The sequence below is a fragment of the Pseudomonas sp. BF-RE-25 genome, from assembly GCF_019956105.1.
GTDB lineage: Bacteria > Pseudomonadota > Gammaproteobacteria > Pseudomonadales > Pseudomonadaceae > Aquipseudomonas > Aquipseudomonas migulae.
The window spans coordinates 63,486-90,411 of record NZ_JAHBDB010000019.1 but is presented as its reverse complement, the minus strand read 5'-3'; the positions used below and the strand labels follow the sequence as shown (position 1 = coordinate 90,411).

The window sequence follows — 26,926 nt, the reverse complement described above, 5'->3', positions numbered from 1 at the left end:
AGTGTGTATAAGAGACAGGGTATGGGGAGGTAGTCGGGGGATCGGGGATTAATTTGTCCATACAAATTTTCCTTTTGCGTTGGAGCCGCCGCTTGCCGTTTCTCACGCGGCTAAGAGGTGGCAGCTATGTGCGGGGTGAGAAAACCGGTCATGGACACCCGGGCCAGACCAAAGTCTGCCCGCACACAGCCGCCATAACGCATTTGCGGACAGCGGATAAGCTGGCGCGATTATGCGGTTACAGGCTCTGTATGACCATAAGTTGCCAGGTTCTCACACCCGATCACTGAGTTTTCAGTGACAAGCAAAGACTAAAGAGCCCGCTTCCGAGCAACAACCTTAAAAATCTGTGGGCGTTTTCTTCGTTTTTGGTAGGAGATGTCCTGCAATGACGACGACATTTTTATCAACAGTGAAGCCGCCATCGCGAGCAGGCTCGCTCCTACAGGAGACTGCGGTCGTACGCGCAATCCGTGAGCAAAGTCATCAAGCGGATGGCGTACGGCTACCGGGACAGCGAATTCTTTTTCATGAAGACCAAGAGCGTCTTTCCCGGTAATCCGTGAAGAACCAAAAAAAAAGCCCGCGGGAGGGCGGGCAAACCGTAGTTTCTTGAATGAGCGAGCGCAATGTACCGGTTGCCGGGGCGCGATGGGGTGAAGAAAAATTCATCTGCGCCGCGGCAAAGTCGGGGCTTACGGCAAATGATCGGCCGCAAAGTCCGCCTCCGACCGTGCCCGCAAACGCCCCTTGCGACAGGCTTGCTGGAAGCGTTCGAAGTCTTGGTCATTCTGTTCGGTATAGGATTTCGCATACTTGAACAGCGCATCGGCCAGTGCATCGCTTTTGCCGATATAACCGCTGATCTGCGCGGCATGCCCGGACGATTTGGCATGTGCACGGGCGAGGGCGCGGCCGCAGATTCGGCCGTAGGCGGCAAAGGCTTCGTCGTCGAAGGTTTCCAGTTCGGCGGAGATTTTCATGTCGCGCAACTGACGCACGTAAAAATGGCGACCGTTGGGGCCGGTGGTCCAGCCGAGGAACAGATCACTGGCGGACTGCATCAGCCGTTGACCATCGACCACGCGCTGACCGTTATGCCGCACGCGAGACTTGGCCTTCACGTAATCGGCGAGCACCGACCGCCGTGCTTCCTTGAATTGCAGGAACAACGGGAACTCTTGCTCGTCTGTCAGCAGCGCCACCAGGCAGCGCGTGCCGACACTGCCGACGCCGACCACTTTGAACGCCAGGTCCTGAACATTGAAACGTGACAGCAGCCCGCGCCGGTCGGCTTGCAGGGTCGTCCGATATTCACTCATGAACGTCTCGTAGAGCGGTCGCCAGTCCGCGAGCCGCAGCCAGTCATCGTCGGCATCCAGCAGCGTGGTGTTTTTGTGCAGATGGAAAATTTCCGGCAGGTCATCGCGAATAATCAGACGGCCTTCGGCGTCACGTTCACTGATTTTCGGCAACAGTTCGGCATGGGTACGGCGTTCGGCTTTGGCGATGGCGCGCTCCACGTGCTCCAGCGTGGCTTTACTCGCCTGTTGCCGCAGATCGTCATAACTGATGGACTCGTACCAAGTCTCCAACGCGCTTTGCTCCGCGCATTCGAGCATCGTTTGCTGATACGCGGCGACCACTTCGCGGCAGACGTTTTCTTCCACGGTTTCGCCATGGCGCAGGTCACGGGCGGCCACCATGAAACTCGCCACCAGACGTTTGACATCCCACTCCCAGGGGCCGGGATGGGCCTCATCGAAGTCATTGACGCTGAACAACAGGTTGCGTTCCGGCGTGGCGAAACCGCCGAAGTTCATCAAGTGACTGTCTCCGCAGATCGTCGACACCAGACCCATGTTCGCCGTACCGGCCAGGTCGTGAGCCTGCAACAGCGCGTTGCCGCGATAAAAGGTGAACGGCGACACCAGCATGCGGCCGTAGCGCAACTCGACCAGAGAATTGACCCGGCCCTCGCTGGAGCGCTTGATCAGTGGCAGCGGGTCACGACTGGTTTTTCCGGTGGCCGCTTGATCACTGCGAGGGCAGTTTTTTCGAGCGTCCTTGCCTTGCTTCAAGCGGTCTTTGAGGGTCATGGGGGCTCGGTAAATAAAAGTGATGAAAGGTCAGGTTTTGGTATCCGAACGATTTGTCTTGGATGGGGTGAGTGTAGAGAAAAATGCTCAAAGCACTGCTTCAAGTTGGTTGATGTCATTTTGATGTTGAAGTGGGCAGTAATGGCACCTAAAGTGATTGTTCTTATGTTCAAGAGAAGGAACTCCCGCGTGAAGATTATCCAGTGCTCTTTGATCTTGGGTGCCGTGTTCGTGTTGAGCGGCTGTGTGGTGCAAAGCACCTATAGCAAGACCATCGCCGTTACCAAGGACGCTGACGGTCGGGTGATTCAAACCGTTGAAAGTGAGACAGTGGTTCAGCCAGCCTCGGGTTACCCACTGCGACTGGAAAAAATCAAAGGTGTTCAACCTTGATGGTTCGTTGAAAAAACATCTCTTGGAAAAAGGCACTTGGTGTTTGCTCTCCAAGTGCCTGTTTCATTTAGTCTTTTTATGACAATAAATTGTTAATCCTGCGAAATCAGCGTAAGCAATCGCCGCCTCTGTCACAGGTTAGGCATAGGTCTCGCTCAGGGATTGTTCAATACTCCGTCACCCCATCAACCCTCAACACCCACCCGGCCTCTCCAGGCTTCAATCTGTACTGAATCTGCCGTATTCGCCCCGTTCTGCCCGCTCCGGCATCGCTGCCGTCATACACCGGAAACCGCCGCGCCAATGCGTTTTCCACCACCGCAAATTCATCCTCACCCTGATAACCCTGCGCCGCTTTCGCGTTCTCGCTGATATCCGGAAGATAAATTTCGCTGAGCGATTTTTTCTGATTGGCAGCGTAGGCAATCAGCTCGCCCGGCAACCTGGGGCCAGGTGATCTGGCGAAGACGTACACCTCGGGTGAGCCATTCTGATCAAGGTCCGCAACTTCGGCCCGGACGATGTTGCCGGTCAGGGGACGAGTGATGTCCGAGTTGTCGATTTCCAGCCCTAAGGGGGAAATACGCAATGCCCGACTCCCGCCCACCAGCTCGCTTTTCACATGAAAGTGAATGCCCTGCAGTTCGAGCACCTGGTCAAACGGCGCAGTGCTGTGTGTGCCGTCAGCGGGGCTGAGGTTCAATGAAAGGCGGTAATTCGCCACTTCCTTGCGCCGCACTGCGTTGCACATGAGGTAGACCTGAACCGTGTACTCGCCATCGGCGGGCAGCGGTCCCAGGAAGTGATTGCCCATGACCGAGCTGTTGAACAGCGCAAAGTCGGCACCTTTGGCGGTAATGTTGAAGTAGGCGCAGGTGTTGGGCGGTTCGAGGTCGACGTTCAGGATCTGGCCTGCTTTTGCGCTCAGACGGTACTGAGCGGTGAGCTGGCCTTTGATCGAGCCGGAGCGCTTGACGGTGTCAGAGTCGCTCTTGAAATCAATCTGTTCGACACGCGTCTCGACCTTGGTGGCGGCGTATGTCGGCAGGCAAAACATGGTCGCCAGGAGGGCAGTGACCCAGAGGTTCATGTTGATCTTCCTGAGTGCTGCAGTTCGGTGTTTCGCCCCTGCATCTGACACATCAGCATAGAGCCTGGGCGACGCTAAAGCTGCTGCTCCTCGTTGAGGCTTTTCGAGGAGTTGACTGGTTTCGGCGATGGGCCGGGCGGTATTGCATGTCACCATGCATCTAATAAGGATCGTCAATTTAACGGCGTATTTTGTGTATTTTTTGACGCATTAAAGAAACTAGACAAAACATTGACAGTATCTCTTTGGTATCACATTATCGGCCGCGTTTTGATGGCTCTACGCCATAAAAACGACGCACAGGTAGCAGATCGTCCCAATGATTTTGAACCTTCAGGATTTGGACGATGTCGCAGTTCTGGTTTGCGGGCTAAACGCCATCAGTCTGGGTAATGATTTCTACAAAGCCACTGTCTAGCGGACGTTCACGCGATGTCTGCGCTTGAATCTTCAGGAAGAAAACTCATGGTTGTTGGGCGAATACTGGTTACCGGCGGTGCAGGATTCATCGGATCACACCTCGTGGAAGCGTTGCTGGGCAAAGGCTACAACGTGCGTGTACTGGATAACTTGTCGACCGGGAAGGTCGATAACTTGCCGGTTGGTCATGCCAATCTGGACCTGATGGTCGGTGATGTGGCGGACGCTGCAGTCGTGGAACAGGCCATGCGTGATTGCAGCGCAGTCGTTCACCTGGCTGCGGTGGCATCGGTGCAAGCCTCGGTCGATGATCCGGTTGGCACTCATCAAAGCAATTTCGTCGGCACGCTCAACGTTTGCGAAAAAATGTTGAAGGTGGGGATCAAGCGCGTGGTGTTTGCGTCCAGCGCGGCCATCTACGGCAACAATGGCGAAGGTTCGGCGATCGATGAGGACACCCCAAAGTCCCCGCTTACGCCCTATGCCAGCGATAAGTTGGCCAGCGAGTACTACCTGGATTTCTATCGCCGTGAGCACGGTCTGGAGCCAGTGGTCCTGCGCTTCTTCAATATCTTCGGTCCACGCCAGGACCCGTCATCGCCGTACTCCGGCGTGATCAGCATCTTCACTGAGCGGGCGATCTCCCGCAAACCTGTGGCGATTTTCGGTGACGGCGAACAGACCCGCGACTTCGTCTTTGTTGAAGACCTGGTGAGCATCCTCGTCCAGGCGGTTGAAACAACCGAGCCGAGCGCTAGTGCGATGAATGTCGGGCTCAGCCGTTCCACCAGCCTCAACGACCTGATCACTGAACTGGGACGCGCCACTGGCAGGCCTTTGACCGTGACTTATCAAGCGCCACGTCGAGGCGATATTCGTCATTCGCGCGCCAACAACGCTCGTTTGCTTGAGCGTTTCACCCTCCCTGCACCGACTTCCATCGGCCGGGGCCTGGCACAGCTTCTGCGCAGTTTGTAATCCGGCCGGTTCGCGCCGTATCAGTTCAGTCATTTCAAGAGTGAATTATGGAAATCGTTTTTCGCAGGATGCCTATCCGCGCGGTCGTCAAGCGGCTGCTGGCTGCCTTGGCGCTCTTCGTGAGCGGGCCGGCCGTCCAGGCTGCCGCTTTGCCGCAGCCCTCCAGCGTGACCTTCTGGTACGCCGACCAACCGCCAATTCCCGAGTTGGCGCAGTTCGACTGGTCCGTGGTCGAGCCGGGCCATATGACTGCCGAGGACGTCAAAACCCTGCGCCAGCTGGGCAGTCAGCCGTTCGCTTATCTGTCGGTCGGCGAGTTCAGTGGCACCAAGGTTGAAATCGACAAGGCCGGCCTGAAAAAAGCGGTCAGCCCGGTGCGTAACGACGCCTGGGACAGCCAGGTCATGGACCTCTCCGCGCCGGCCTGGCGCGAGCATCTGTTCAGCGCCGCCAAGGCTTTGCAGGCTGAAGGGTATGCCGGGTTGTTCCTCGATACCCTCGACAGTTTTCAGTTGTTGCCGCAAGCCTCGCGAGAAGCCCAGCGCGTCGCCCTCGCCAGTTTCCTGCGTGAACTGCACCAGCGTGAGCCGAAGCTGAAGCTGTTTTTCAACCGCGGCTTTGAAGTGCTTCCAGACCTTGACGGCGTTGCCGCCGCAGTGGCCGTCGAGTCCATCTACGCCGGTTGGGATGCGTCCGCCAAGCGCTATCGCCCGGTGTCCGAATCCGATCGTCAGTGGCTCGAAACACACCTGCAACCCTTGCGTGCCAAAGGCATCCCGCTGGTCGCCATCGACTACTTGCCGCCGGAGCGTCGCGAAGAGGCGCGCAAACTCGCCAAGCGTCTGCGCGACGAGGGGTTCATCCCGTACATCGGCACCCCTGATCTGGACTCGATGGGCATTAGCAACATCGAAGTGCAGCCTCGCCGCGTAGCGCTGGTTTTCGACCCGCGCGAGGGCGACCTGGCCGACAACGCCGGGCACAGCCTGCTCGGCGGTCTGCTCGAGTACCTCGGTTATCGTGTCGATTACCTGCCGGCCGACAACTCACTGCCGGGCTACCGTTTCAGTGGCTTGTATGCCGGTGTCGTTACCTGGATGACCAGCGGCCCGCCGCAGGACAGTCCGGCCTTCAACCGCTGGATCAACGCGCGTCTGGACGAGCACGTGCCGGTGGTTTTCTTCTCCGGTCTGCCGATTGAAGACAAACTCCTGCTCAAGCGCCTGGGCCTCAAGCGCGATGCACCTCCGGGCACGCAAGTGCTGACCATTACTCATCAGGACAAGGCGCTGCTCGGGGCGTTCGAAGCACCGGTGCAGCCCCGATCCCGTGACCTGACCGCTGTTTCAGTGCTGCCCAACGGGCCGAAAGCAGCATTGTCGCTGACCAATGCCGGTGGCGAAGTTTTCACCCCAGTGGTGATTGGCGAGTGGGGCGGCCTGGCCCTTGCGCCGTACATTCTCGAAGTGAACAACGAACGCAGTCGCTGGATTCTCGATCCGTTCGCGTTCCTTCAGGCCAGCTTGCGTCTGCCGGTGCAACCGCGTCCGGACACCACCACGGAGAACGGCCGTCGCATCGCTACGGTGCACATCGATGGCGACGGGTTTCCATCCCGCGCCGAAGTGCGAGGCACGCCATACGCCGGCCGACACACGCTGGAAGATTTCATCAAGCCCAACCCGTTTCTGACCTCGGTGTCGATCGTCGAAGGCGAGATTTCACCGCGCGGAATGTTCCCGTTCCTGGCGCGTGAACTGGAGCCGATCGCCCGTGAAATCTTCGCCAACCCGAAAGTCGAAGCGGCCACGCACACCTTCAGCCACCCGTTTTTCATGCAGCCGGACAAAGCCAGGAAACGCGAAAACTTCAAACCGGAGTACGGTTTGAACATGGCCATCCCGGGCTACGACAAGATCGATTTCCGCCGCGAGATTTTCGGTTCGCGCGATTACATCAACCAGAACCTCACCACCGCGCAAAAGCCGGTGAAGCTGGTGTTCTGGCCAGGCGATGCATTGCCTTCGCCGGCGACGTTGAAGCTGGCCTATGACGCCGGTCTGAAAAACGTCAACGGCGCCGAGACCAGGATGACCAAGGCCGATCCGTCGCTGACCGGGTTGAACCCGTTGCTGCGACCGACCGCCGGTGGGTTGCAATACTACGCGCCGATCATCAACGAGAACCTCTTCACCAACCTGTGGAAAGGCCCGTATTACGGCTTCCGCGATCTGGTCGACACCTTCGAACTGACTGACAGCCCGCGACGTCTGCGCGGGCTGCACCTCTATTACCACTTTTACTCAAGCACCAAGCAGGCTTCGATCAAGGCGATGCACGAGATCTACGGCTACATGCGCGAGCAGCAGCCGATGTCGCTGTGGATGAGCGATTACATCGATCGTCTGCACGGCTTGTACCAGGCCAGCCTGGCGCGTACTGCCGACGGTGCCTGGCAGGTTCGCGGCATGGACGCGCTGCGCACGGTGCGGCTAGACCCGCAAATGGGTTGGCCGGATTTGCTGCGTTCACAAGGGATTGCCGGTGTGCGCGACTTGCCCCAAGGGCGCTATGTGCATTTGAGCAGCGACCGGGCGTTGCTGGTGCTGCGACCCGATCGGGACGACAGACCAGCGCTGGAGGAGGCCAATCTGCCATTGGTGGACTGGCGTTACCTGGATGATCGTCGTGTGAGCTTTTCGTTTGCAGGGCAGTTCGATCTGACGTTCTCGGTACGCTCGACAAGCGCTTGCCGGGTGGAGGTGGACGGCCAGCGTTTTGCGGGCAAGGTCTCGGCCGGTCTGTGGACTTTTCAATTACCGATGAAGCAGGTGAGTAATGGTCAGCTCGTCTGCAACTAATTCCTCAGCCACCAAAAGCGGCCGTCTGCTCAACCCCTGGGCATTGGCGGTAGTGGCGGTCGCCGTGGGCGGGCTGCTGTGGGCGACTTTCCAGCGCGAAGAAACCTTCCAGCCCGATGGTCGTGAGCCGGATGCGGTGTCGGCCAACTACGCCGAGCTGCTGCTGACGGCTCACCCGGAAGATGATCATTTGCGTATGCAACTGGTCGATCTGCTGATTCGACTCGGCGACTACACCAAGGCACGGCAACATCTGGAGGCCTGGCCCAAGCCGCTGCCCGACATCCAGGCTTACTACCGCCTGGAGCTGGATGCATTGGTCGCGGCGAACGGCAGCGATCTGATTGCGCAGCAAGCGTTGGTCGAACGACTGAAAAGCTTCGATCACGGCAAACTGCCGGTGCCGTTGTTGCAGAACCTGGCGAAGCTGGCGCTGACGTTGCAGGCCCCGGCCTTTGCGGCCAGTGTCTTTGAGGAGATTGCCGGTCGTGATCCACAGTTGCGCACCGAGTCGCTTAAGTCCGCTGCTCAGTGGTATATGGCGGGCGAGCAACCCGCTCGGGCAGCGGACGTCTATCTGCAACTCAAACGAGACAGCCAGCAAGCAACCGAGCGTCGCGACTACGCGAAACTGGCGTTCGACAGCCTGTTGTCCGCCGGTCGTGGCGACGAGGCTGCGCAGGTGCTTTCCGATGAATTACCGCAGCTGAACAATACACAAACCGATGCCCCGTGGCTGGAGCAGGGCGTCGATGTCGCGGTGGCTAGCAAGCGTTTTGACCTGGCGCAGCGAGTGCTCAAACAGTGGCAAGTTCTGCAACCGGATAACCCGCAAATCCTGCAGAAAGATTTTCACATGCGCCTGGCCATTGGCGATCTGGCGGGGGCTTGGGAAACCGGTCAGCAGTTAGTGATCGACCATCCGGATGATCCGGCGCTGCTCGAGCAAATGGCCCACCTCGGTGAATGGCGTGGCGAGAGCGAAGCCGCGCTGGGTTACTGGATTCGTCTGCTCGCGTTGCAGGAAAACCCCCAGACCCGCGAACACGCGTGGCGTCTGGCGAGTCAGCAGTTCGATTTTGATCGGTCGATTCCGTTGCTCGCAGACATCATGCAGATGCGCGCGCTCACCGACATCGAGCTCGATGCGCTGATCTATGGTCACGAATCGCGAGGTACGCCGAACGAGGCCGAAGCCTGGTTGCATGTCTATTTGCGCAAGTACCCGACGCACCGTCTGGCATGGACGCGTTTGCTACAGAACCTGGAAAACACCGGGCAGTTCGCCGCCAAGGCCAAGGTTTACAAGGACTATTCGAAACGTTTCAAGCTCAACACCACCGAACAGGTCGACTGGGCCAACACCTACCTGAAACTGTTTGATGACCAGGCGGCGTGGAGCGTGGTACAGGCCAATGACGAGCGTATTACGGACGCGGATTACTGGCGGATCCGAGCCTCTCTGGCCTGGGATCTGGAGCGCGATGAAGACTTGCAGGTCTCGCTGGAAAGAATGCTCGCCCTCAATGGCAAGTTGGCCAGCGGCGATGAGAGCCAGTTGATCACCCTGTATCGCACCAGCGATCCGCAACGTGCCTTGAAACTGATGGTGGGCAGTTGGTACCGCGCAAGGGATCCGCAACGCCTGGTCGAGGCCTTGCAGCAAGCACAGGAGTTACAGGACTGGCCGCAAGTGATTGCACTGCTCAAGGATGCCGAGCAATACCCGCAGGCCTATGAGCAGGCACAAGTGCTGGCGGTGCGCGGTGCGCTGGCGGTGCAGCAGGGGCAGAGCGACGAGGCCGAGCGCTTGTACCTGCTGGGCTTGTCGCGTTACCCCGACGACAACCTGTTCCGCGAGCGCTTGATGTGGCTTTACGTCGATCAGGGCAACACCACCCGACTCAAGCCGCTGCTGAGTCAATGGCGTGCGCAGGCGCGTGAAGACCGCCTCTTGTGGCTGCCGTTCGCCAGTGCCAGCCAGATGCTTGGCCGCGACAGTGAAGCGTTGGCCTGGTACCGCATGTACCTCAAGGGCAGCCCGAATGACTGGCTGGTGCGCGCGGCCTATGCCGATGCACTCGACAGCGCCGGTTATCAGGACGCTGCCCAGCGTCTGCGTTTAAAGCTGCTGCGCAGCCCCGAGGGCGAAAGCATTCAACCGTCGTCCGAGCGTTATGCGATCTGGTTGCGCCTGATGGCGAGCAGCTATTCGCCGCGCAAGGCTCAGCAGGAAGTGTTGAAGTGGAAGGATGGTTCGCCGGCGATGCTGCAATTGTGGTTCGAACGGTTGCTGGCACGTCTCGACGCGACGAATCAGGAATCGCAGAAAGACCAGTGGCTGGATTGGGCACGCAGCCAGGGCCTGAAGGTCGAGCGCTACGAGCAGATTCAGCAGGCCCTGCGCAGTCGCAATAAAGAACAGGTCGAAACGCTGTTGGCCAGCAGCGACCTGAACCCGGCGCAGCGCGCTCAGGCCCTCAGTCGTCTGGGGCGTCTGGGAGAAGCACTGGACGTCAACCTCTCCGCGCTCGGTGACGAGCAGCCTGGCGCCGTGCGTGAGCAACTGCGCCGTCAGGCGGTGGAAATCCACGAAGCCACGCCACAAGGGGCGCAGCTGTCCTGGCATCAGCAGGATTTCGGCGGCCTGGAATTCAACGCACCACGTCTGCAGATCGCCCGTAACCTGGGTGACAACTGGTACGCTGATCTTGAGCTGGAGCAGGGCACCTACAGCGGCGACGACGTGAACTCTTCGCAACTCGGCGAGGAACGCAACGCGGCCCTGACGCTGATCCGTCCGGTGGAAAACGGCCGCTACAAACTGTTCGCCGACACCAGCCAGCGCAAGGACGACGACCGCAATGGCCTGGGCCTTTCCCGTACCTGGCAGTTGGGCGTCAGTGATGAACTCGAAACCGGTCTGGACTGGCATCGCAAGAGTGAGGACAGCGGTTTGATGCGCGCCTTTGGCCAGCACGACAGTGTGTGGGTCGGTGGTCGCCATGGTTTCTCCGCGCGTGATCAGCTCAGTTGGGAAGTGGCGCAGAAGTCATTCTCCACCCGTGCCGGCGACAACCTGGGTAATGGCCAGGCGCTGAAGATGGAATACAACCACACGCTGGAATTCGCCGGGCCCAACTGGACCGTGCGCAGCGGTGTCGACTATCAGCACAACAACGTGAACGACCGCCGCCTGGACGACCTGTCCAGCCGCAACGGCGGGCCGGTAATCGTGCCCGATCAGGAGCGTGATGCCGTAACCGGAGAACTCGACGCCAGCGATACGCAAACCGTCATGGGCAGCGACCTGCTGCAGAGCCGCTACGGGCAACTGTACGTTGGCACCTCATGGCGTCGCGGGATACCGGGCGCATTGGTGCGCACCAAGCCGCAGTACACCTGGCTGGTGGACGTGACGGCCGGTTGGCAATGGCTGGATCAAACCTTCAACTACGGCATCAACACCGGGATCGGCTTCGAAGTGCTGGGTGATGACGAACTGGCCCTGACCTTCGGCTACCAATCCGCGCCACAAGGCGGGGATGGTCAGTCCGGCGGAACACTGGGTGTGAGCTACGGCGTGCGTTTTGGACGCTGATCATGGAATGTCTACAGGAGAAAAACCTATGCAAGTAATTCGTAATCTGAGCCTGGCTCTGGCAGTCCTGTTCGTCGCCGGTTGCGCCAGCTTCACCGATGAGGCCAGCCCGAACCTGCCGCGCAATGCGCAGTGGGGCATTGTGCCGATGGTCAACTATTCGCAGACGCCACAGGCCGGTGAACGCAGCGAGCAGATCCTGCTCAGCGTGCTCAGCAGCCACGGCCTGCAACCACGGGTTTACCCGGTCAGCACTCAGGGCGAACAAGCGCTGATGGATGACAACGAGCGTCTGGCCGGAGCCCTGGAATGGGCGCGTGAGCAGAAACTCGATTATGTGATCGCCGGCAGCGTTGAAGAGTGGCAGTACAAGAACGGCCTGGACGGCGAGCCAGCGGTGGGCATCAGCCTGCGTGTACTCGATGGCAGCAGCGGTCGCGTACTCTGGAGCAAGAGTGGCGCACGTGCCGGCTGGTCCCGTGAAAGCCTCGCGGGCACCGCCCAAACGGTGCTCGACAAACTTGTTGGCGCCCTTCGGTTCGAGTGATTGCAATGAATTCTCCCCACATGGATTACAGCCTGGCGCCTCAAGCCAGCGGCCCGGTGTCTTGGCTGGAAACGTTACTGGTGACCGGTCTGGCCATCGGCCTCGGCTTGTGGCTGACCCCCGAAGACCCGTTGCAGATGCGCGGTGGTTTCCCCTGGCCGATTCTGGCGCCGCTGCTGTTGGGTGTGCGTTACGGTTTTGTGCGCGGTTTGTTCAGTGCCAGCCTGCTGGTGGCGGCGCTGTTTGCGCTGCGCTACAGCGGCCATGAAAACTACACCAGGCTCGAACCTTCGTTCATCGTTGGCGTGCTGGTTTGCGGGATGCTGGTCGGCGAGGTGCGTGACCTGTGGATGCGGCGCCTTGAGCGTTTGCAGATGGCCAACGAATATCGTCAGTACCGTCTCGATGAATTCACCCGCGCGCACCAGATTCTGCGGGTTTCCCACGACCTGCTGGAGCAGCGCGTGGCCGGTAGCGACCAGAGCTTGCGCAGCTCCTTGTTGGGCCTGCGCGAAAAACTTCGGGTGATGCCGGAGGACAACGATGCGCTGGGCGCGCTGGCAGACCCGATCGTGGCGATGCTCGGACAATACGGCGCGCTGCGAGTGGCCGGTCTGTACCGCGTGGACGTGCGCGAAGAAAATGTCCTCCCTGACGCGCTGGCAACCATCGGTGTCATGGGGGCGTTGGGCACTGAGGATGGTCTGGTCAAGCTGTGCCTGGAGCGTGGCGAACTGGTCAGTGTGCGTCAGGAGCTGATCGATTCCGGTACCTCCGCGCAGTTCTCATCGTTGCAGGCGTGCATTCCGTTAATCGATGCCGAGGGTCGTCTGCTGGCGATTCTGGCGGTTCGGCAGATGCCGTTCTTCGCCTTCCAGGATCGCACTCTGAGCCTGTTGGCACTGCTCGCCGGGCACATCGCCGACCTGTTGCGTCGAGACCCGCAAGTCCTGCAACTGCCCGACGCCGATGCACAGCAATTCACCCTGCAGCTCAAACGTTCGCTGGTGGATGTCGAGCAGCACAAATTGCCGGCCGGCCTGTTTGCGTTTGAAATGACCCGTCCCAACGAAGAGCTGACTCGTTTGATGGAGCGCAGTCAGCGCGGTCTCGATTTGCATTTGCCGGTGCTTAACAACCGGGGTCATAGGCTGTTGCTGGTGCTCTTGCCGTTGACCAGCCCGCAGGGCACCGAAGGTTATCTGGCGCGCATCAGCCTGTTGTTGCATGAGCACTTTGGCATTGAAAGTAACCTGGACAGCCTCGGTGTGCGGGTGATGCCTTTCAATCTGGAGCCTGGCTGTGAACGCAACGGGCTGCGTAATTTCCTGTTCAACGAGTGTGGCCTGAATGATCAGCAAGTGGCTGTTTAGCGGAGCCTTGTTGTTAGAGGCGGGCAGTTGGGCCAGTTTGTGGCTGGCAGCGCCCGAGTTACAACAATTGCTGGTGTTCACCCTCAGCCATGGCCTGGCCTGCGTGCTGCTGTGCGCCGCGGTGTGGCTGTTGTTGCCGGCACGCTACCGGGCGCCGTTGCCCTGGAGCCCGCTGTTCATTTTCAGCCTGGCATTCTTTGTCCCGGTGATCGGGGCGATCGGTGTGGTCGCGTCGATATTTCCTGCGTTGTACCTGCCGCGCAAACGTGACAAGCAAGCCTGGCAAGCGGTCGGAATTCCGAGCCTGCCGTTCCGCGCTCAGCTGCAGTCGCATTCGCCGATCTTTGCCGACGGCGGTTTGCAGGATGTGCTGCGTCATGCACCGGATCCGGATCAGCGTCTGGCCGCCTTGCTTGCTACGCGGCGGATGCCGGGCAAAGAAGCGGTGCCGATCCTCAAACTGGCGCTTGGCGATCCCAGTGACGACGTACGTCTGTTGGCGTACTCGATGCTCGACAAGCAGGAAAGCGACATCAACTTGCGCATCCAGATCGCCCTTGGGCAACTGGCCGATGCCAACACCAAAGTGGCCGGTGCGCTGCATGGCACCCTGGCGCGCTGGTATTGGGAGTTGGCGTATCTCGGCCTGGCGCAAGGCAGCGTGCTCGAACACGTACTCAACCGGGCCAGCGATCATGCCGAACAGGGTTTGAGCGCCGGCGAGGGCGGTGAACTGTTTCTGCTGGCGGGGCGCATTGCCCTGGAGCGGGGTGATATCGAGCGCGCCGAAGTCCTTTTGCATCAGGCCCAGGACAACGGCATGGGGGCCGCGCAGGTGTTGCCGTTTCACGCCGAGCTGGCGTTCGAGGCCGGTCGTTATCACGAAATTCCGGGGTTGCTCGCAAGCCTTCCGGAGAAAACCCGTCAGCGGCCTCCTTTCGCTGAATTGGTGAGGAGCTGGACATGAAGCATAAGGAAGCAGCCCCGGTTGCCGACATCTGCCTGCTGCTCGAAGGCACCTGGCCTTACGTGCGTGGCGGCGTGTCGAGCTGGATTCATCAGATGATCCTCGGCCTGCCGGAGTTGACTTTTTCGGTGATGTTTATCGGCGGCCAACGTTCGGCCTATCCGTCGCGGCGCTACGAAGTGCCCTCGAATGTGTTGCACATTGAAGAGGTGTTTCTCGAAGATGCGACGCGTCCAACCAACACCCGCGCCGCGCCGCGAGTAGCCGATCCGCAACAGCTGCTGGACCTGTATCGCTTCCTGCATCACCCGGATGCGCCGGAGCCCGAACTGGGTGAGCGCTTGCTCGATTGCATCGCACAGGGTCGCCTGAGCCTCGACGATGTGCTGCGCAGTCGCGCCAGTTGGGAAGTGTTGAGCGAGGGCTATCGCCAGCATTGTGCCGACCCGTCTTTCGTCAACTATTTCTGGACCCTGCGTTCGATGCAGTCGCCGTTGCTGATGCTCGCCGAAGCGTCGCGCAACATGCCGCAGGCGCGGGTACTGCATTCGATTTCCACCGGGTACGCCGGGCTGCTGGGATGCATCCTCAAGCAGCGCTGGAACTGTGCCTACTTGCTCAGCGAGCACGGGATTTACACCAAGGAACGCAAGATCGACCTGGCCCAGGCCACGTGGATCGCCGAGAGCTCCGGCCAGGCGCTGAACCGTAGCCTCGATGCCGGTTCGGGCTACATCCGCACCTTGTGGATTCGCTTCTTTGAGCGCATCGGTCAACTGACCTACAACAGCGCCGATAACATCATTGCGTTGTATGACGGCAACCGTCAGCGGCAGATCAAGGACGGCGCCGACCCTGCCCGCACGCAGGTGATTCCGAACGGCATCGATTTGCCGCAGTGGAGCCGCGCACTGGAAGCCCGTGCGCCCGGCATTGCGCCGGTGGTGGGTTTGATCGGGCGTGTGGTGCCGATCAAAGACGTGAAAACCTTTCTGCGGGCCATGCGCGGTGTGATCAGCGCGATGCCCCAGGCGGAAGGCTGGATCGTCGGCCCGGAAGAGGAAGACCCGGAGTATGTCAGCGAATGCCGCAGCCTGATGGCCAGCCTGGGCCTGGAGGGCAAGGTGCATTTCCTTGGCTTCCAGCGCATTCAGGACCTCCTGCCGAAGCTCGGCCTGATGGTGCTGACCTCCATCAGTGAAGCGCAACCGCTGGTGATTCTCGAAGCCTGGGCCGCCGGCACGCCGGTGGTCAGCAGCGACGTGGGTTCGTGCCGGGAATTGATCGAAGGCGGCAGCGCCGAGGACCGCGACCTCGGCCTGGCCGGCAAGGTGGTGGCGATTGCCGACCCACAGGCCACCTGCGCCGCGATCCTTGAACTGTTGCGCAGCCCGCGACGCTGGCAGGCCGCTCAGGCCAGCGGCTTGTTGCGGGTCAATCGTTACTACACCGAAGCCTTGATGCTGCAGCGTTATCGCGACTTGTACAAAGCAGCCATGGAGAACAGTTAAATGGCCGGCATTGGCTTCGAACTGCGCAAGATTCTTTCGCGCGACTCCTACACCGCGACCCTGCACGCCTACGTGTACGCCGGGCTGATCAGCTCCGGTCCCTGGGTGTTGTCGATCATCAGCGTGATGCTGGTGGGCATCATCAGCTTGGGCCTTGTGATACCCAACTCGTTGGTGGGGCAGTTTCTGGTGACGGTGACCTACCTGATGGCCACCTCGTTGATTCTCACGGGTGGCTTGCAGCTGTACTTCACCCGGTTCGTGTCCGACCGATTGTTCGAGCACAAGTACGAACAGATCCTTCCCAACTTGCTGGGCATCTTGTTGTTGGTCACGCTTGCTGCCGGCGTACTGGGCATCATCGTGCTGACCGTGATGTTCGATCAGCCGCTGATCTACCGGGTGCTGGTGCTGTCTAATTTCGTGGTGCTGTGCAACTTGTGGCTGGTGATCATCTTCCTGTCGGGGATGAAGGCCTACAACCGCATTCTGCTGGTCATGCTGGTGGGCTACACGCTGATGGTGGCCAGTGCCTATGTGCTGAGCTTCCTGAAGTTACCGGGCTTGCTGCTTGCGCTGTTGATCGGACACAGCGCACTGCTGTTTCTGTTTCTTTACGACATCCTGCGCGAGTACCGGGCGGAGAAACTGATCGCCTTCGATTTTCTCGATCGCCGCCAGGTTTTCCTCAGCCTGCTCGCCACCGGTTTTTTCTACAACTTCGGCATCTGGATCGACAAGTTCCTGTTCTGGTTCAACCCCGGCACTTCGAACATCGTCATCGGTCCGCTGCGCGCATCTATCCTGTATGACCTGCCGATCTTCCTCGCCTACCTGGCGATCATCCCCGGCATGGCAGTGTTTCTGGTGCGCATCGAAACCGATTTTGCCGAATGGTACGACCGACTGTTCCGGGCGATCCGCGACGGCGAAACCTTGCAGCACATCGGTCAGTTGAAAACCGAAATGACCTTGTCGATCCGCCAGGGCCTGCTGGAAATCTGCAAGGTGCAGGGGCTGACGGTGGTGTTGTTGTTCCTGTTCGCACCGCGTCTGCTGGATTGGCTGGGCATCTCCAGCTACTACCTGCCGCTGTTCTACATCGACCTGATCGGCGTGAGCATCCAGGTGGTGTTCATGGCGTTGCTCAACGTCTTTTTCTACCTGGACAAGCGCACTGTGGTGCTGGAGTTGTGCGTGCTGTTTGCGGTGTTGAACGGGGGGCTGACGCTGCTCAGCATGTACCTTGGCCCAAGCTTTTTTGGCTATGGGTTCACGCTGTCATTACTGGTGTGTGTGTTGCTGGGGTTGCATCGACTGTCCACTGCGCTGGAAGACCTGGAGTACGACACGTTTATGTTGTCGGCGCGCTGACGGTTTTTCCGGGGTTAAAAATGGCACTGGCGATCATCATCCAGTGCCTTTTTTTGCCTGATGGCTTCCGACTGGCGTCACTTGAAAGCCGATAGTGCGCTGCTAGGCTTGCACGGTCAGGTCGTTCGCAGGCTTTATCAGCCCGTCACCCATTCAGGAGTTATCGTCATGAGTACTTCCCTGGAAACCGTTCTTTACACAGCCAAAACCCACACCGTCGGCGGCCGCACGGGCACCGGCAAATCCAGCGATGGCGAGCTTGACGTGAAATTCAGCTCCCCCGGTTCAGGCAAGCCGGGGACCAATCCGGAGCAGCTGTTTGCGCTCGGTTATTCAGCGTGTTTTATCGGTGCGATCCAGGTGGCCGCCGGGCAACTGAAAGTCAAATTGCCAGAAGATACGTCGGTGGATGCCGAGGTGGACTTGGGCAAAACCAAGGGCGGCGAATTTCAGTTGGCGGTCCGCCTGAACGTCAACATTCCTGGCCTGGAGGACCGCGTGAAACGAGAACTGGCAGACGCTGCGCATCAGATCTGCCCGTATTCGCGGATGACACGGGGGCATGTGACGGTGGAGTTGAAAGTCGTTTGATCGCTGGATAAAAAATCCAGGTAACAAAAAAGCCGTGAAGCTTCGATTTTTCGACGCTTTACGGCTTTGTTCAGTCTGCGCAGCAAGAACCACTACGAGCCAGATTACTTGGCCTTCGCGCTCTTGATGTCGCTGATGATTTGCTGCGCAATCGCCTGGACCTGTTTTTGGGTCATGGCCGACATCACACCTTCCCATGCCGACGATGACGTGTCGTAGGTTCGGGTGCCGATCAGGCTCCCCGATTTCAAGTCAGAAAAGTCGGCGCTGGAATTGACCCAGGCGTTGCCCACCATAATGCCAGCAGCAACGCGCGCCCCCGGCGTCAGGTAGCGGAAGTTGCTCACGTTGATGGTGATGCCGACGCCATCCTTGGTGCCCGAACTCAATGTCTGAGCCTCTGTAAGGCCGTAGCCGGCACGGGCGGCTTCTGCTTGCAGGGCCTCATTCCAGTCGCGTTGCAAAAGGGGCCAGTCTTCATTCTGCTGGACCTTGCTGTTCCCTTTGAAATTGACCACCAGATTTTGCTTCGCCGACTCCTGAATCGCCAGCGTTTCACCACCGCCACTTTTTACCGACGCAGCACAACCGCTCAGAAGTGACACGGCCAGGAGGCATGAAAGGGAGAGCAAATACTTTGGATTTTTCATTGAATGTCCATATCCGGAACGATTGGGTCGGCGCTAAATAGTGAGTGGTAGCGATATGATGGCAGTGGGCGCAATCCTGAGGCGAAGCCACTGATTCCGTCAAGCGGCGCGGTAGCTATCAATGAACCGACGTCAATCGTTCAGGCACAAAAAAGGCACTTGCGATAATCGCCAAGTGCCTTTTTTGTCTAGCTTGTTTGGTGGGCCGGGGACGTTTGAACTGGCCTCTAACATCCCAGTAATCATTGGGCTTAACGTCTCTGTATAACTCAAGGCATACACGTGGGCATACATGCTGCTGGTTGCTGTACCGTGTGAGGCAAAAAAATGCCCCGGGATGAGTGCTCGTATGGCCGTAATCTCAAATCACACTCCGCGACGGATCGTGATGCGTAACGCTGGCGGTTGGAATCCTCGTCGAGCATCTGAACCGCCGTCCTAGTATCGTGCGAACTTACATGCCACCTGACCATCCCTTTGCATCGGACTTGACCAGCCGGCACCACCGCGACAACTGGCCTCTCTTGAGCACTCGGCAGCCGTGGACACAATGTGGACACTTAAACAGCCATAAATCAGACAGCAGGCCTTTGTTGGCGTCGCATCATTTTGATCAGAGCGGCAGTGGAGGCATCAACTGCGTCTTCATTGCCGAGCGTTGACAAAAGCAACGGATAGGCATGCCTCGGGCGCTGAACCATCAAACGCCCCAAGAATGCTGCGGCTCTGAGATTGTCTTTGAACCCCTTCCGTAGGCACCTTCGCAAGCCTGCGCTAAGCAGATCGGCTAGCTGGATTCCGAAACTGTCCTTAGAGTTGACGAACTGAATATCCTCCCGGAAGACCTTCCCAATGTTCAACGCACCCGTAAGATCAAGCTCGATTCCGTAGCTTTCTTTTAGATAGCTGGGGGCTTCTCCTTGGGCATACACGTAAGCGCCCATGTGGCTGTAGTCAAATCCAGTCACCGTGATAATAGGGTCGGCCAGAGACATCGTTTGAAGGTAGGCGGGAGATAGCTGCTCAAAGGCCTCTTCGTATTTGGTTTTTTTTTCGAGAGCCTTACGGTCGACTCGCCAAACGAATGCGGACAGAGTTTCCGGTTCGTGCTGGCCGTAGTAAAGAACAGACTGCCAGACCACCAGTTGCATCAGTTTTATCTGACAAATGAGCTGTATGTGGAGCTGGGCAGGCAGATTACGAATCTGATCTGCCGCATGCTGGACAGATTCACGCCCCTCCTCATGAATCATTTTCTCTTTGTTCACCAGCATTCCTTTAGCAGTAGCTTCCTTGTGAGCTGTTACGGCTTCAGGGGTGTTTAAATGAGCGTCGGTGACTACGCCATACAAAGTGCAATTAGTCTTGGCAAGGCGTATTAGAAGTCGAAAGTAGCTCATCTCGTCATCCAGCGCGCCGAGTTTCAGCTCGTCGGATAGCGCAAAACCATTTTCTTTTTTGAAATCTGCAAGGGCACTCTCTGCTTCGCTTAGAAAGCGTTCAGGAATAGCAATCGCGCAGATAGAACTCCATGCAGCCTTCTCCGGCGTGTATACAAAAGTCCCTGACTCGTCGATAAAAATATGCATATCCGTCCCTTGTCCGGCGAAATTTGGTACTTAGGTCTTTCGAGATGGTACGCAATGCGTTGCGACAGAACTCATGCGCATCCTGCGCGATAAACGGACGATCTCCCATGCAGTGCTGCTGCCTCCGATAGGCATGAGTCGTCGCGTCGAATGATGGGTCGTAGAGACTGTTCGGCTTAGTCAGTCAGTCGATAACACGGCCATCAGGAGTTCTCTTGTAGCGCTGCCCGATGTACTTTTTGAAGGGGCGAATGGCGTTCTCACTATCACCAATGATATGCACCATGGATTGGGCGGCCACCTTGGTATTGAGTTCCGCGACGACGGCCTCATCAACCTCATTTCTTCCTGGCGTGAACCGTTCAGAGTTGCAGATGATGTAGCCGATCCTCGGCGAGATCGGGTAGTAAAAATCGGCATGCTCAGGCGTGGCGAACTCCGTCTCAGAGACACAAGAATGCACATTGACGACTGGGTGGTCGGATGTGATGAAAGGCACTCTCGTGTCATTCACCAGTAGTGCATGTCTATCTTCGTGACGACTTGTGTACAGGCTCAAGCCGATACTCATCCCGAACATGTAGCTTAGGAACCACCATGCATGCGCCATCGCATCGGCCACTTCAATCTCCAGGGCGGTACTTCGGGGTTGAACCTGGAACAGACCATCTCGAAAAGGCTTCGTACGGGAAATCTGATGGCCGAAGAACATCATGAACTCGATCATGTGCTGTTTATTTTGCAGCACATCGAGTTTTTCATTAGCGAGCGCTGCCAACACTGGCAGCGCCTTTTCTTCGTGGGATGCGTGGAGATTTTCCAGTAGGTTGCATTTTATCGCATGGAGATGCAGCTCGATTTCCGGATTCTTAATGCCAGACTTACGGTAGATAGTCTCAAGCTGCTGCATCTTGAGAAAGTCAGCAAGGTACGACATGTGCTGTTGGTGGAGATGGTCGGGGCTTTTTCGGGAGAAGCCTTTAATCACCTGAACATCCATTTCGCTAAGCATGCTGGTCTTGTAGAAATAGTCGTCAGCAACTATGGCTCGCACGCTGTCGTGGGCAATTTTCCCAGTCATGGTTGTGTAGTAAACATTCTTCGTGCCGCTGCCCCAGCGAGTTAGGTATTTCGCCCAGACGTAATGATGACGCTTCTTAGCTTCAAGCTCTTTGCGCGACATAGGCTTCCGTTCCGTTGGGTGTTGGCTCGCAAACTCTCAGCCTACGAGCCTCCCGTCAAGAGATTCGTTGTGCCTGTTGGGGGGGCTGCTCGCCTGTGAATTGTCCACATGAACGCCCGGTTCTGGCCGGCTTTTGTCTGTCGCTAACTACCCTCATCTATTGCCCAACGTACCCATCTTGTAGAGATCAATAGTCCCATGTCCCCTAGACAAGCATCTGGTCAAATCGGATGTAAACGACTGGGCAAGATGATGCGATACGCACATCTAGCCGGCTACCCAATTTTTTAATTTCGCGGGCGTGTGTAAACGACTGGGCGAACGGTGGAGTGACCTATAGGCCCTAGAGATTTACCCCACCCCCCCCTATGGACTGCTGAACCCCAGGTTCCATAAGGGGTTGCGGCGATGGTGGCGAGAATTCAGCGTGCCTGGCGTTACCTTCGTTGTGAGTTTCGCTTAACAAAAAACAGACCGCTTAGGCTGTAGTTTGCTTGTGTATATGGCGAAAACAGCAGCGCGGATGGGCTGTTTTATCAATGCGGAGCACTATTTTTAATTCTGCGGGAGCCTGCTGAGGCATGGCGTTGCCTGATCCGCCTACTCCCCTGTAATCAATTCCTAAGCGGCCGCTAATCGCCGCCAGCACAGCGTGTGGCGGTGATAGCAGGGCGCAGCACGTCGCCCTTATATCTTGGCTTCGCTTGTTTCTGTCGGGCTATGCAGGGCAGCAAACCCACGCACATCGAGCCATGCATGCCAGCGCTCCAGGGCATCGCGCTTCTGCGTCTCGGCGGTCGTATGGATATAGGTCACATCCAGGGATTTCAGTGCGTGGTTTAGCAGCAACTCACCAATCAAATAATCAATGCCCAAATCGGTCCAGGCTGTCCGGGCTGTTTTGCGCAGGTCGTGGCTCGTCCATTCATCATCCGACAGGCTGGTAAAAGAGGACTGTGCCGGGCGTTCACCGAGTGGCTGGCCTTGGGCGCCGGGAAACAGGTAAGCCCCCTCATAACCCGCAACGGTCTGGGTCTGACGGTAGCGGCACAGAAAGGCGCGCAGTTGCTCAGTCAGTGGAAGGGTATGAGCACACTTCGTTTTGGTGTTGGCGGCCGGGATATGCCAGGTGTTGTCGACCAGATCAAAGTGCTGCCATTTGGCTTGCCGGGTTTCGCCGAGGCGAGTGCCGTGAGTGAGCATTAGCACCGCCATGGCAACGCTGGCTGCATTGCTGTCATAACGCTCGGCCCAGATTCCTAACAGCCGTCCAACATCGTTGGGGCGCAATCGGGCTTCCTTGGGTTTGATCTTGGTTTTGATGAAGTTGGTGAACGTCACGTCGACCAGTGGGTTAGATCCAATCAGCCCTAGGCTGGCCGCCTGCTTAATCGCAACTTTGAGCACACCAAACACCAACCGCACATGCGCCAGGCTGTACTGGGATTGCAGCGGCCACATCAGCTTTTCGTCGAGGGTGGCCCGGTTCAACTGCGCCAAAGGTAGCGCCCCGAGGCAGGGAATAAGCTGGCGCTTCAATGCCGATCTGCTGGTGGCTTTTCTGCTGTCGCTCAAATTCCTGTCGGAGGTCACACGTTGTGCATGCCACGCCAGAACCTCGCCCACGGTCAGCCACCCGGTGTTGGCCACAGTGGAGCCGTCCGGGCGAATCGCCAGGCGGCTGCAAACGTCAGGCAGGACAGCCAGGAAATTCTTTACCGGCAAGTCTGGGTAGTTGCCGATCTTATGCCACTGGCGCTTACCGCTTGCGTGCTTGATGAGGTAGTAACTCCCCCGCTGGCGGCCGGTGTGATAACGAAACCGGATTGGCCGTGACGGGTCACGGAGTTCCCTGATTTCGCTGTCAGCGGCGTGTTTTTTAATGGCGGCTTCGGACAAGGTGACGGTGATGGTTCTAGGCATGCTTGGCCTCCCGGGCTCTTTCAGACGTGATGTGTTGGGTAGTTTGTTGGTCGTACTGCTCGCGTAGCTCGGCGCCGATGGGGCAATGAGTTGGCGATTTATGGCGGTGAGCGCGACAGGTGCTACACACCATGACGTGGTTCAGGTAAGCGTCACGGGCAGCCAGCCAGGTCGCTGACAATGTGGCGGTCGGGCTTAAGCCGTTGGCCGTTGCCGGCGATAGTTGCGCTGGGCATGTCGGTGCGGGTGGCGTCCAATCATGCGAGCGGATCAGCCGGGCGGTGTCGCTAATACGGCCCCGCGTGCCGAGGTCATCAACACTCACCCGGCCGCTATCCAACAACCAGCCAGGCGAGCACCCCAGTACAGCCGCCAATAATTCAAGCCACTGCGCAGCGGGCAAGTTTGAGCTAGTGCCGCTATCTGCTTTGGGGGGCGCAGGCAATGACTGGCGCACGAATGCGCCCAGGGCTGGCAAGTCGAGAGCCGCCACTATTGCCGCCCCGTCACTGCGTACTACCTGCTGTTGGCCTGGGTCACACCGGGAACACCGGGAACACCGGGAACAACCAGCAACTACGGGGCCTGTAGCTGTTCCCGGTAAAGGATTTGATTGGGAACACCGGGAACAAATAAACAGATTGATGTTCCCGGTTGTTCCCGGTCTGTTCCCGGCTTGTGACCCAACTGAGCAGGGAGAGAATGCCCGTGCCTGCTGGTTCTGGCGTTTTGTTCCCGGTGTGACCCTGGCGTTTCTGGCCGGTGATTTCTGGCAAGCCATGGCTATTCCTCCGTGGCGGCCAGCAAGGCGGCAGGGTTGATAACGTAGGCACGGGCAATGCCCTCACCTTTTATACGGATGCGTTTGGTCAGGCGGCCGTCTCGGTCGTTGTCACGCTCTGCAATGGCACCGGCCTTGTCCAAGCAAGACAGCACCCGCTTGATGTCAAAGCCCTGGGCAGCGTCAGCCAATGCCTGCGGGGTAAACAGATAAAGTCGGCCGTCTCCATGGGCTCGATACCAGCCGGCCCGGTCATGCACGGTGCCGCTGTCAGTCCCGTCGACACTGGCAAAGCGCGAGGCATGGCGGTCGATAAAAGTGGCCACTGCGCGAATGATCTTGGCGTCTTCGGATTGTCCTCGACCTCGGAACGTCGCCCAGGCGCTGAACAGCTCTACCATGGCCGCACTCGCCGTACCTGGCGGCCAGGGCAGTAGTTCTGCCTGGGCTGCCATTTCTCCCGCTAACGCCGCAATAGCGAATCGCGAAACCGCGCGGGCTTCTTGACCGGTGCCGACGGGGAACGCTTGGCGCATATCTGCAAACACCGTCTCCAGCTCAGCCGCTGCTTGGTCGGCGCTTTCGTCTGTAGAGCTGGCGCTGTTTGGCTGACCACGCTGAACCAATAGCTCGACGAAGGCCGGCCCGATGTGCCCGTAATGTTTTGCGGTGGCGCGTTTGATTGCGTCTGCAAATGCGCGGCCGGCGCCTTTACGACCGTCCTCTGTGGCGGGGTCGTGCGCCAACCCAAGGTCGTGCAGTTCGTCGAAGGCGCCATACCGTCGGTAGGCGGGGACGTCCAGCAACCGTAGTTCCTGACCAGCCTTACTGCGCATGCCGGCGCTTTCCATATGCTTGCCCATGGTCAGCTCGCCGCTGGATAGCACCATGACGCGCCATTTCTGAACCTGACGAGGCAGCCCGGAAACTTTCCCTCGCTGACGTCCTGTTCCGTTGCCCAGTGCGTAAATGATGCCGCCCACATCTTGTGGCTTGGCTTCCCCAATTTCGTCGAGCACCAACAGGGTGTCATTGCGCAACGTGGCCACACCCTCCAGGCCGGTGCTGGTGGCATTCCATGTGCGCAGGAAATCACGCGGCTTACCCCACACGCTTGCAGCAACGGCCAGTGCAATGCTTTTGCCGCTGGAGCTGTCGCCGAGGATGTGAAACCCGCCGCCATCAGCATCCAACAACGTCAGCAGCGGCCCGGCCAGCGCGGCACAGACGGCTAGCATCAGGATTGGATTACCAATGCACCGTGCCGCAACCTCGGCTTGCCAGCCGGTCAAGTCACCTGTGGTCGAATACTCATGGCCGCCGGCTTCGGTGGATTGAAACACCACGTCGCCGCCCCCGATTACTCGTCGCGGCATAACGAACAGCTCCGGCCCATACCAGCCCGTCCGGGTCGCGGCCATCGCCTGCCGCTGGGGGCTGCTGGTCATTAGGTAATCCATCAGCGCCTGACGCTGCTTATGCGGAATGGTGGCGCCCATGTTCAGCAGTACCGCGCGTAACTCGGCGCCGTCACCCGCCAACATTTCCATTGGCGCGGCCCACTCTCGCCAATGGGTTGCGCCTTTAGGTTGCAGGCGTAGCAGCCGGCCGAAGTTTTCCCCGCGCTCATCACTGGTAATGGCCAGCACCTCCAGCGGTGAACAAACTTGTGTGTCAGTTTCCGCATCATCACGAATACCGTGGAAGTACAGGCCAGGTGCCAGAACATGGCCCTGGCGCGTTTGTACCCATACTGAATAGGTCGCCCAACTGGGGCGCGCGGGTGTGACGGTGGGATGTTTAGGTTTGGCTGGTTTACGCGGCCCGCTTTTGTTCGTGCTCTTGGGCGCCCCCTTGGTGCTGGGTTGCTCAATTGCAGCGGTCGGGCCGTTGACCGGCAGGGGCTGAATGTTTTCGGGATTACTCGACTTGCGGGACACAGAAGGCCTCCCAGGTGTGCAGGTCGTTGAAGTCGGATAGCTCAGTAGGCGAGCCAGCGGGCCACTCGGGAAACAACACCATGGCACCGGCAGCCAGCGCCGCCGCATCAGCAGCGGTGCGGCCGGGATTGCCGCCACTGCTTCGGTCATCGTCGCCCGCGATCACCAGATCAATTTGGCTGCCATATTTGGCGCGCAGGGCGAGCGCAACGGGCCGCAAGTTACCGGCGTTCATCGCACAGGCCACACCGTCGGCGGCCTCGTAGCTCTCGAATAGCGTGGCCCCAGTTGCCCAACCCTCGCAGATGTAGAGCCGGCAGCCAGGCGCAATAACACCCAGTAGGTGGAATGCCCCCAGCACCTGACCACCAAATAAAAAACGCTTGGCTCCATCGGCCGCAATGCGCTGCAAATTGACTAACTCGCCGGAGACATTGAGCAGCGGCACCAACAGTTCCCCACCGCACTGACGCAAGCTGTGGGGCCGAACGCGCTTTCGCTCAAGATAGGCATGCGCCGAACTAGCGCCTGTGCTGCTGTTCCAAAGTTTGTGGGCGAACTCGATGGCGGCTGCCTGCCTGTTCTGCTTGGTGGTCGCCTCATTACGGCTACGTCGCTCAGATTCAAGCCTGGCAGCAGCCAAGCGCTTGCGCTGAGCTTCGGCCATACCTGCGTCCATTGGACGCCCCTCAAGGGCCCCAATATGCAAGCCCAGTCGGCGGGCAATATCGCGTGCAGCGTCAGACTGGCGGACGCCCCACAGATAAGCTGCCAGGGACACCAAGTCACCACCGCCGTCGCCGCTCGCGAAGTCATGCCAGCGACCATCGGTAAGAGATACAGAAAAGCTCCCGGCTTCGCGGTCGGCGCGGGTTGGATTGCGGGCAACCCACTCAGACCCTTTGCGGGTGCCTTCTGGCAGAAACTCGGACACCAACGCAGCAGAGTGCTGCTGTGCAATCGAGGCAACTGCCCGGATAGCGTCGACGGTCTGGCCTTTCTCCAGGCAAGCCGATCCCGTCAGCGCCTTGAGGCACTGTTGAAAGTTGGCCATG

The 26,926-nt window shown here is 58.6% G+C and carries 18 protein-coding genes; 10 read left to right on the top strand and 8 right to left on the bottom strand.

What is annotated here, in order from left to right; genetic code table 11:
* Positions 1 to 695 precede the first annotated feature (695 nt).
* The gene (locus tag KGB24_RS10735; RefSeq protein WP_223414141.1) at positions 696 to 2,099 is read right to left on the bottom strand and encodes a DUF2252 domain-containing protein; all 1,404 of its coding nucleotides are present in this window, start codon (positions 2,097 to 2,099) and stop codon (positions 696 to 698) included.
* Positions 2,100 to 2,312: 213 nt separating this feature from the next.
* Here KGB24_RS10735 and KGB24_RS10730 point away from each other — a divergent pair, with 213 nt between their 5' ends.
* Positions 2,313 to 2,492 (top strand): hypothetical protein, encoded by a 180-nt coding sequence (locus KGB24_RS10730; protein ID WP_411736640.1) that lies wholly within the window; start codon positions 2,313 to 2,315, stop codon positions 2,490 to 2,492.
* Between the two features lie 166 nt (positions 2,493 to 2,658).
* On the opposite strand, the gene KGB24_RS10725 is transcribed toward KGB24_RS10730, so the two are convergent.
* Positions 2,659 to 3,582 (bottom strand): hypothetical protein, encoded by a 924-nt coding sequence (locus KGB24_RS10725; RefSeq protein WP_223414140.1) that lies wholly within the window; start codon positions 3,580 to 3,582, stop codon positions 2,659 to 2,661.
* A 465-nt stretch (positions 3,583 to 4,047) separates the two neighbouring features.
* Between KGB24_RS10725 and KGB24_RS10720 the strand changes: the two genes are divergently transcribed.
* The 9 genes from KGB24_RS10720 (at position 4,048) to KGB24_RS10680 (ending at position 17,805) form a co-directional block, all read left to right on the top strand.
* The gene (locus tag KGB24_RS10720) at positions 4,048 to 4,980 is read left to right on the top strand and encodes an NAD-dependent epimerase/dehydratase family protein (protein WP_008029841.1); all 933 of its coding nucleotides are present in this window, start codon (positions 4,048 to 4,050) and stop codon (positions 4,978 to 4,980) included.
* A gap of 47 nt (positions 4,981 to 5,027) precedes the next feature.
* Complete coding sequence (locus KGB24_RS10715; protein ID WP_223414138.1) at positions 5,028 to 7,841, top strand: bifunctional glycoside hydrolase 114/ polysaccharide deacetylase family protein; 2,814 nt, start codon at positions 5,028 to 5,030, stop codon at positions 7,839 to 7,841.
* Positions 7,819 to 11,442 (top strand): tetratricopeptide repeat protein, encoded by a 3,624-nt coding sequence (locus tag KGB24_RS10710; protein WP_223414137.1) that lies wholly within the window; start codon positions 7,819 to 7,821, stop codon positions 11,440 to 11,442. Before KGB24_RS10715 ends, KGB24_RS10710 begins: the two co-directional genes overlap by 23 nt.
* 28 nt (positions 11,443 to 11,470) lie before the next feature.
* Complete coding sequence (locus KGB24_RS10705) at positions 11,471 to 11,989, top strand: hypothetical protein (protein WP_008029838.1); 519 nt, start codon at positions 11,471 to 11,473, stop codon at positions 11,987 to 11,989.
* 5 nt (positions 11,990 to 11,994) lie between these two features.
* Complete coding sequence (locus tag KGB24_RS10700) at positions 11,995 to 13,362, top strand: PelD GGDEF domain-containing protein (RefSeq protein WP_008029837.1); 1,368 nt, start codon at positions 11,995 to 11,997, stop codon at positions 13,360 to 13,362.
* On the top strand, positions 13,340 to 14,329 hold the full coding sequence (locus tag KGB24_RS10695; protein WP_008029836.1) for a HEAT repeat domain-containing protein: 990 nt from the start codon (positions 13,340 to 13,342) through the stop codon (positions 14,327 to 14,329). Before KGB24_RS10700 ends, KGB24_RS10695 begins: the two co-directional genes overlap by 23 nt.
* A complete protein-coding gene (gene pelF / locus KGB24_RS10690; protein WP_223414136.1) occupies positions 14,326 to 15,840 on the top strand; it encodes a GT4 family glycosyltransferase PelF in 1,515 nt (504 codons plus the stop codon). Before KGB24_RS10695 ends, pelF begins: the two co-directional genes overlap by 4 nt.
* Entirely contained in the window at positions 15,841 to 17,214 is a 1,374-nt protein-coding gene (gene pelG, locus KGB24_RS10685; protein ID WP_008029834.1) for an exopolysaccharide Pel transporter PelG, read from the top strand.
* A gap of 168 nt (positions 17,215 to 17,382) precedes the next feature.
* A complete protein-coding gene (locus tag KGB24_RS10680; RefSeq protein ID WP_008029833.1) occupies positions 17,383 to 17,805 on the top strand; it encodes an organic hydroperoxide resistance protein in 423 nt (140 codons plus the stop codon).
* Between the two features lie 104 nt (positions 17,806 to 17,909).
* Here KGB24_RS10680 and KGB24_RS10675 read toward each other — a convergent pair whose 3' ends face one another.
* The 6 genes from KGB24_RS10675 to KGB24_RS10650 form a co-directional block, all read right to left on the bottom strand.
* Positions 17,910 to 18,455 (bottom strand): hypothetical protein, encoded by a 546-nt coding sequence (locus KGB24_RS10675; RefSeq protein WP_223414135.1) that lies wholly within the window; start codon positions 18,453 to 18,455, stop codon positions 17,910 to 17,912.
* Between the two features lie 575 nt (positions 18,456 to 19,030).
* A complete protein-coding gene (locus tag KGB24_RS10670; RefSeq protein ID WP_223414134.1) occupies positions 19,031 to 20,044 on the bottom strand; it encodes a DUF3800 domain-containing protein in 1,014 nt (337 codons plus the stop codon).
* Positions 20,045 to 20,228: 184 nt separating this feature from the next.
* The gene (locus tag KGB24_RS10665) at positions 20,229 to 21,227 is read right to left on the bottom strand and encodes a DUF4238 domain-containing protein (protein WP_223414133.1); all 999 of its coding nucleotides are present in this window, start codon (positions 21,225 to 21,227) and stop codon (positions 20,229 to 20,231) included.
* Positions 21,228 to 21,914: 687 nt separating this feature from the next.
* Positions 21,915 to 23,150, bottom strand: coding sequence for a tyrosine-type recombinase/integrase (locus KGB24_RS10660; RefSeq protein WP_223414132.1), 1,236 nt, complete (start codon positions 23,148 to 23,150; stop codon positions 21,915 to 21,917).
* Between the two features lie 783 nt (positions 23,151 to 23,933).
* Positions 23,934 to 25,871 carry a DUF927 domain-containing protein gene (locus KGB24_RS10655; protein ID WP_223414130.1) on the bottom strand — a complete coding sequence of 646 codons (1,938 nt, stop codon included), beginning with the start codon at positions 25,869 to 25,871 and terminating at the stop codon, positions 23,934 to 23,936.
* Positions 25,852 to 26,925, bottom strand: coding sequence for a toprim domain-containing protein (locus tag KGB24_RS10650; RefSeq protein ID WP_223414129.1), 1,074 nt, complete (start codon positions 26,923 to 26,925; stop codon positions 25,852 to 25,854). The genes KGB24_RS10655 and KGB24_RS10650 overlap by 20 nt, the downstream gene beginning before the upstream one ends.
* Position 26,926 lies beyond the last annotated feature (1 nt).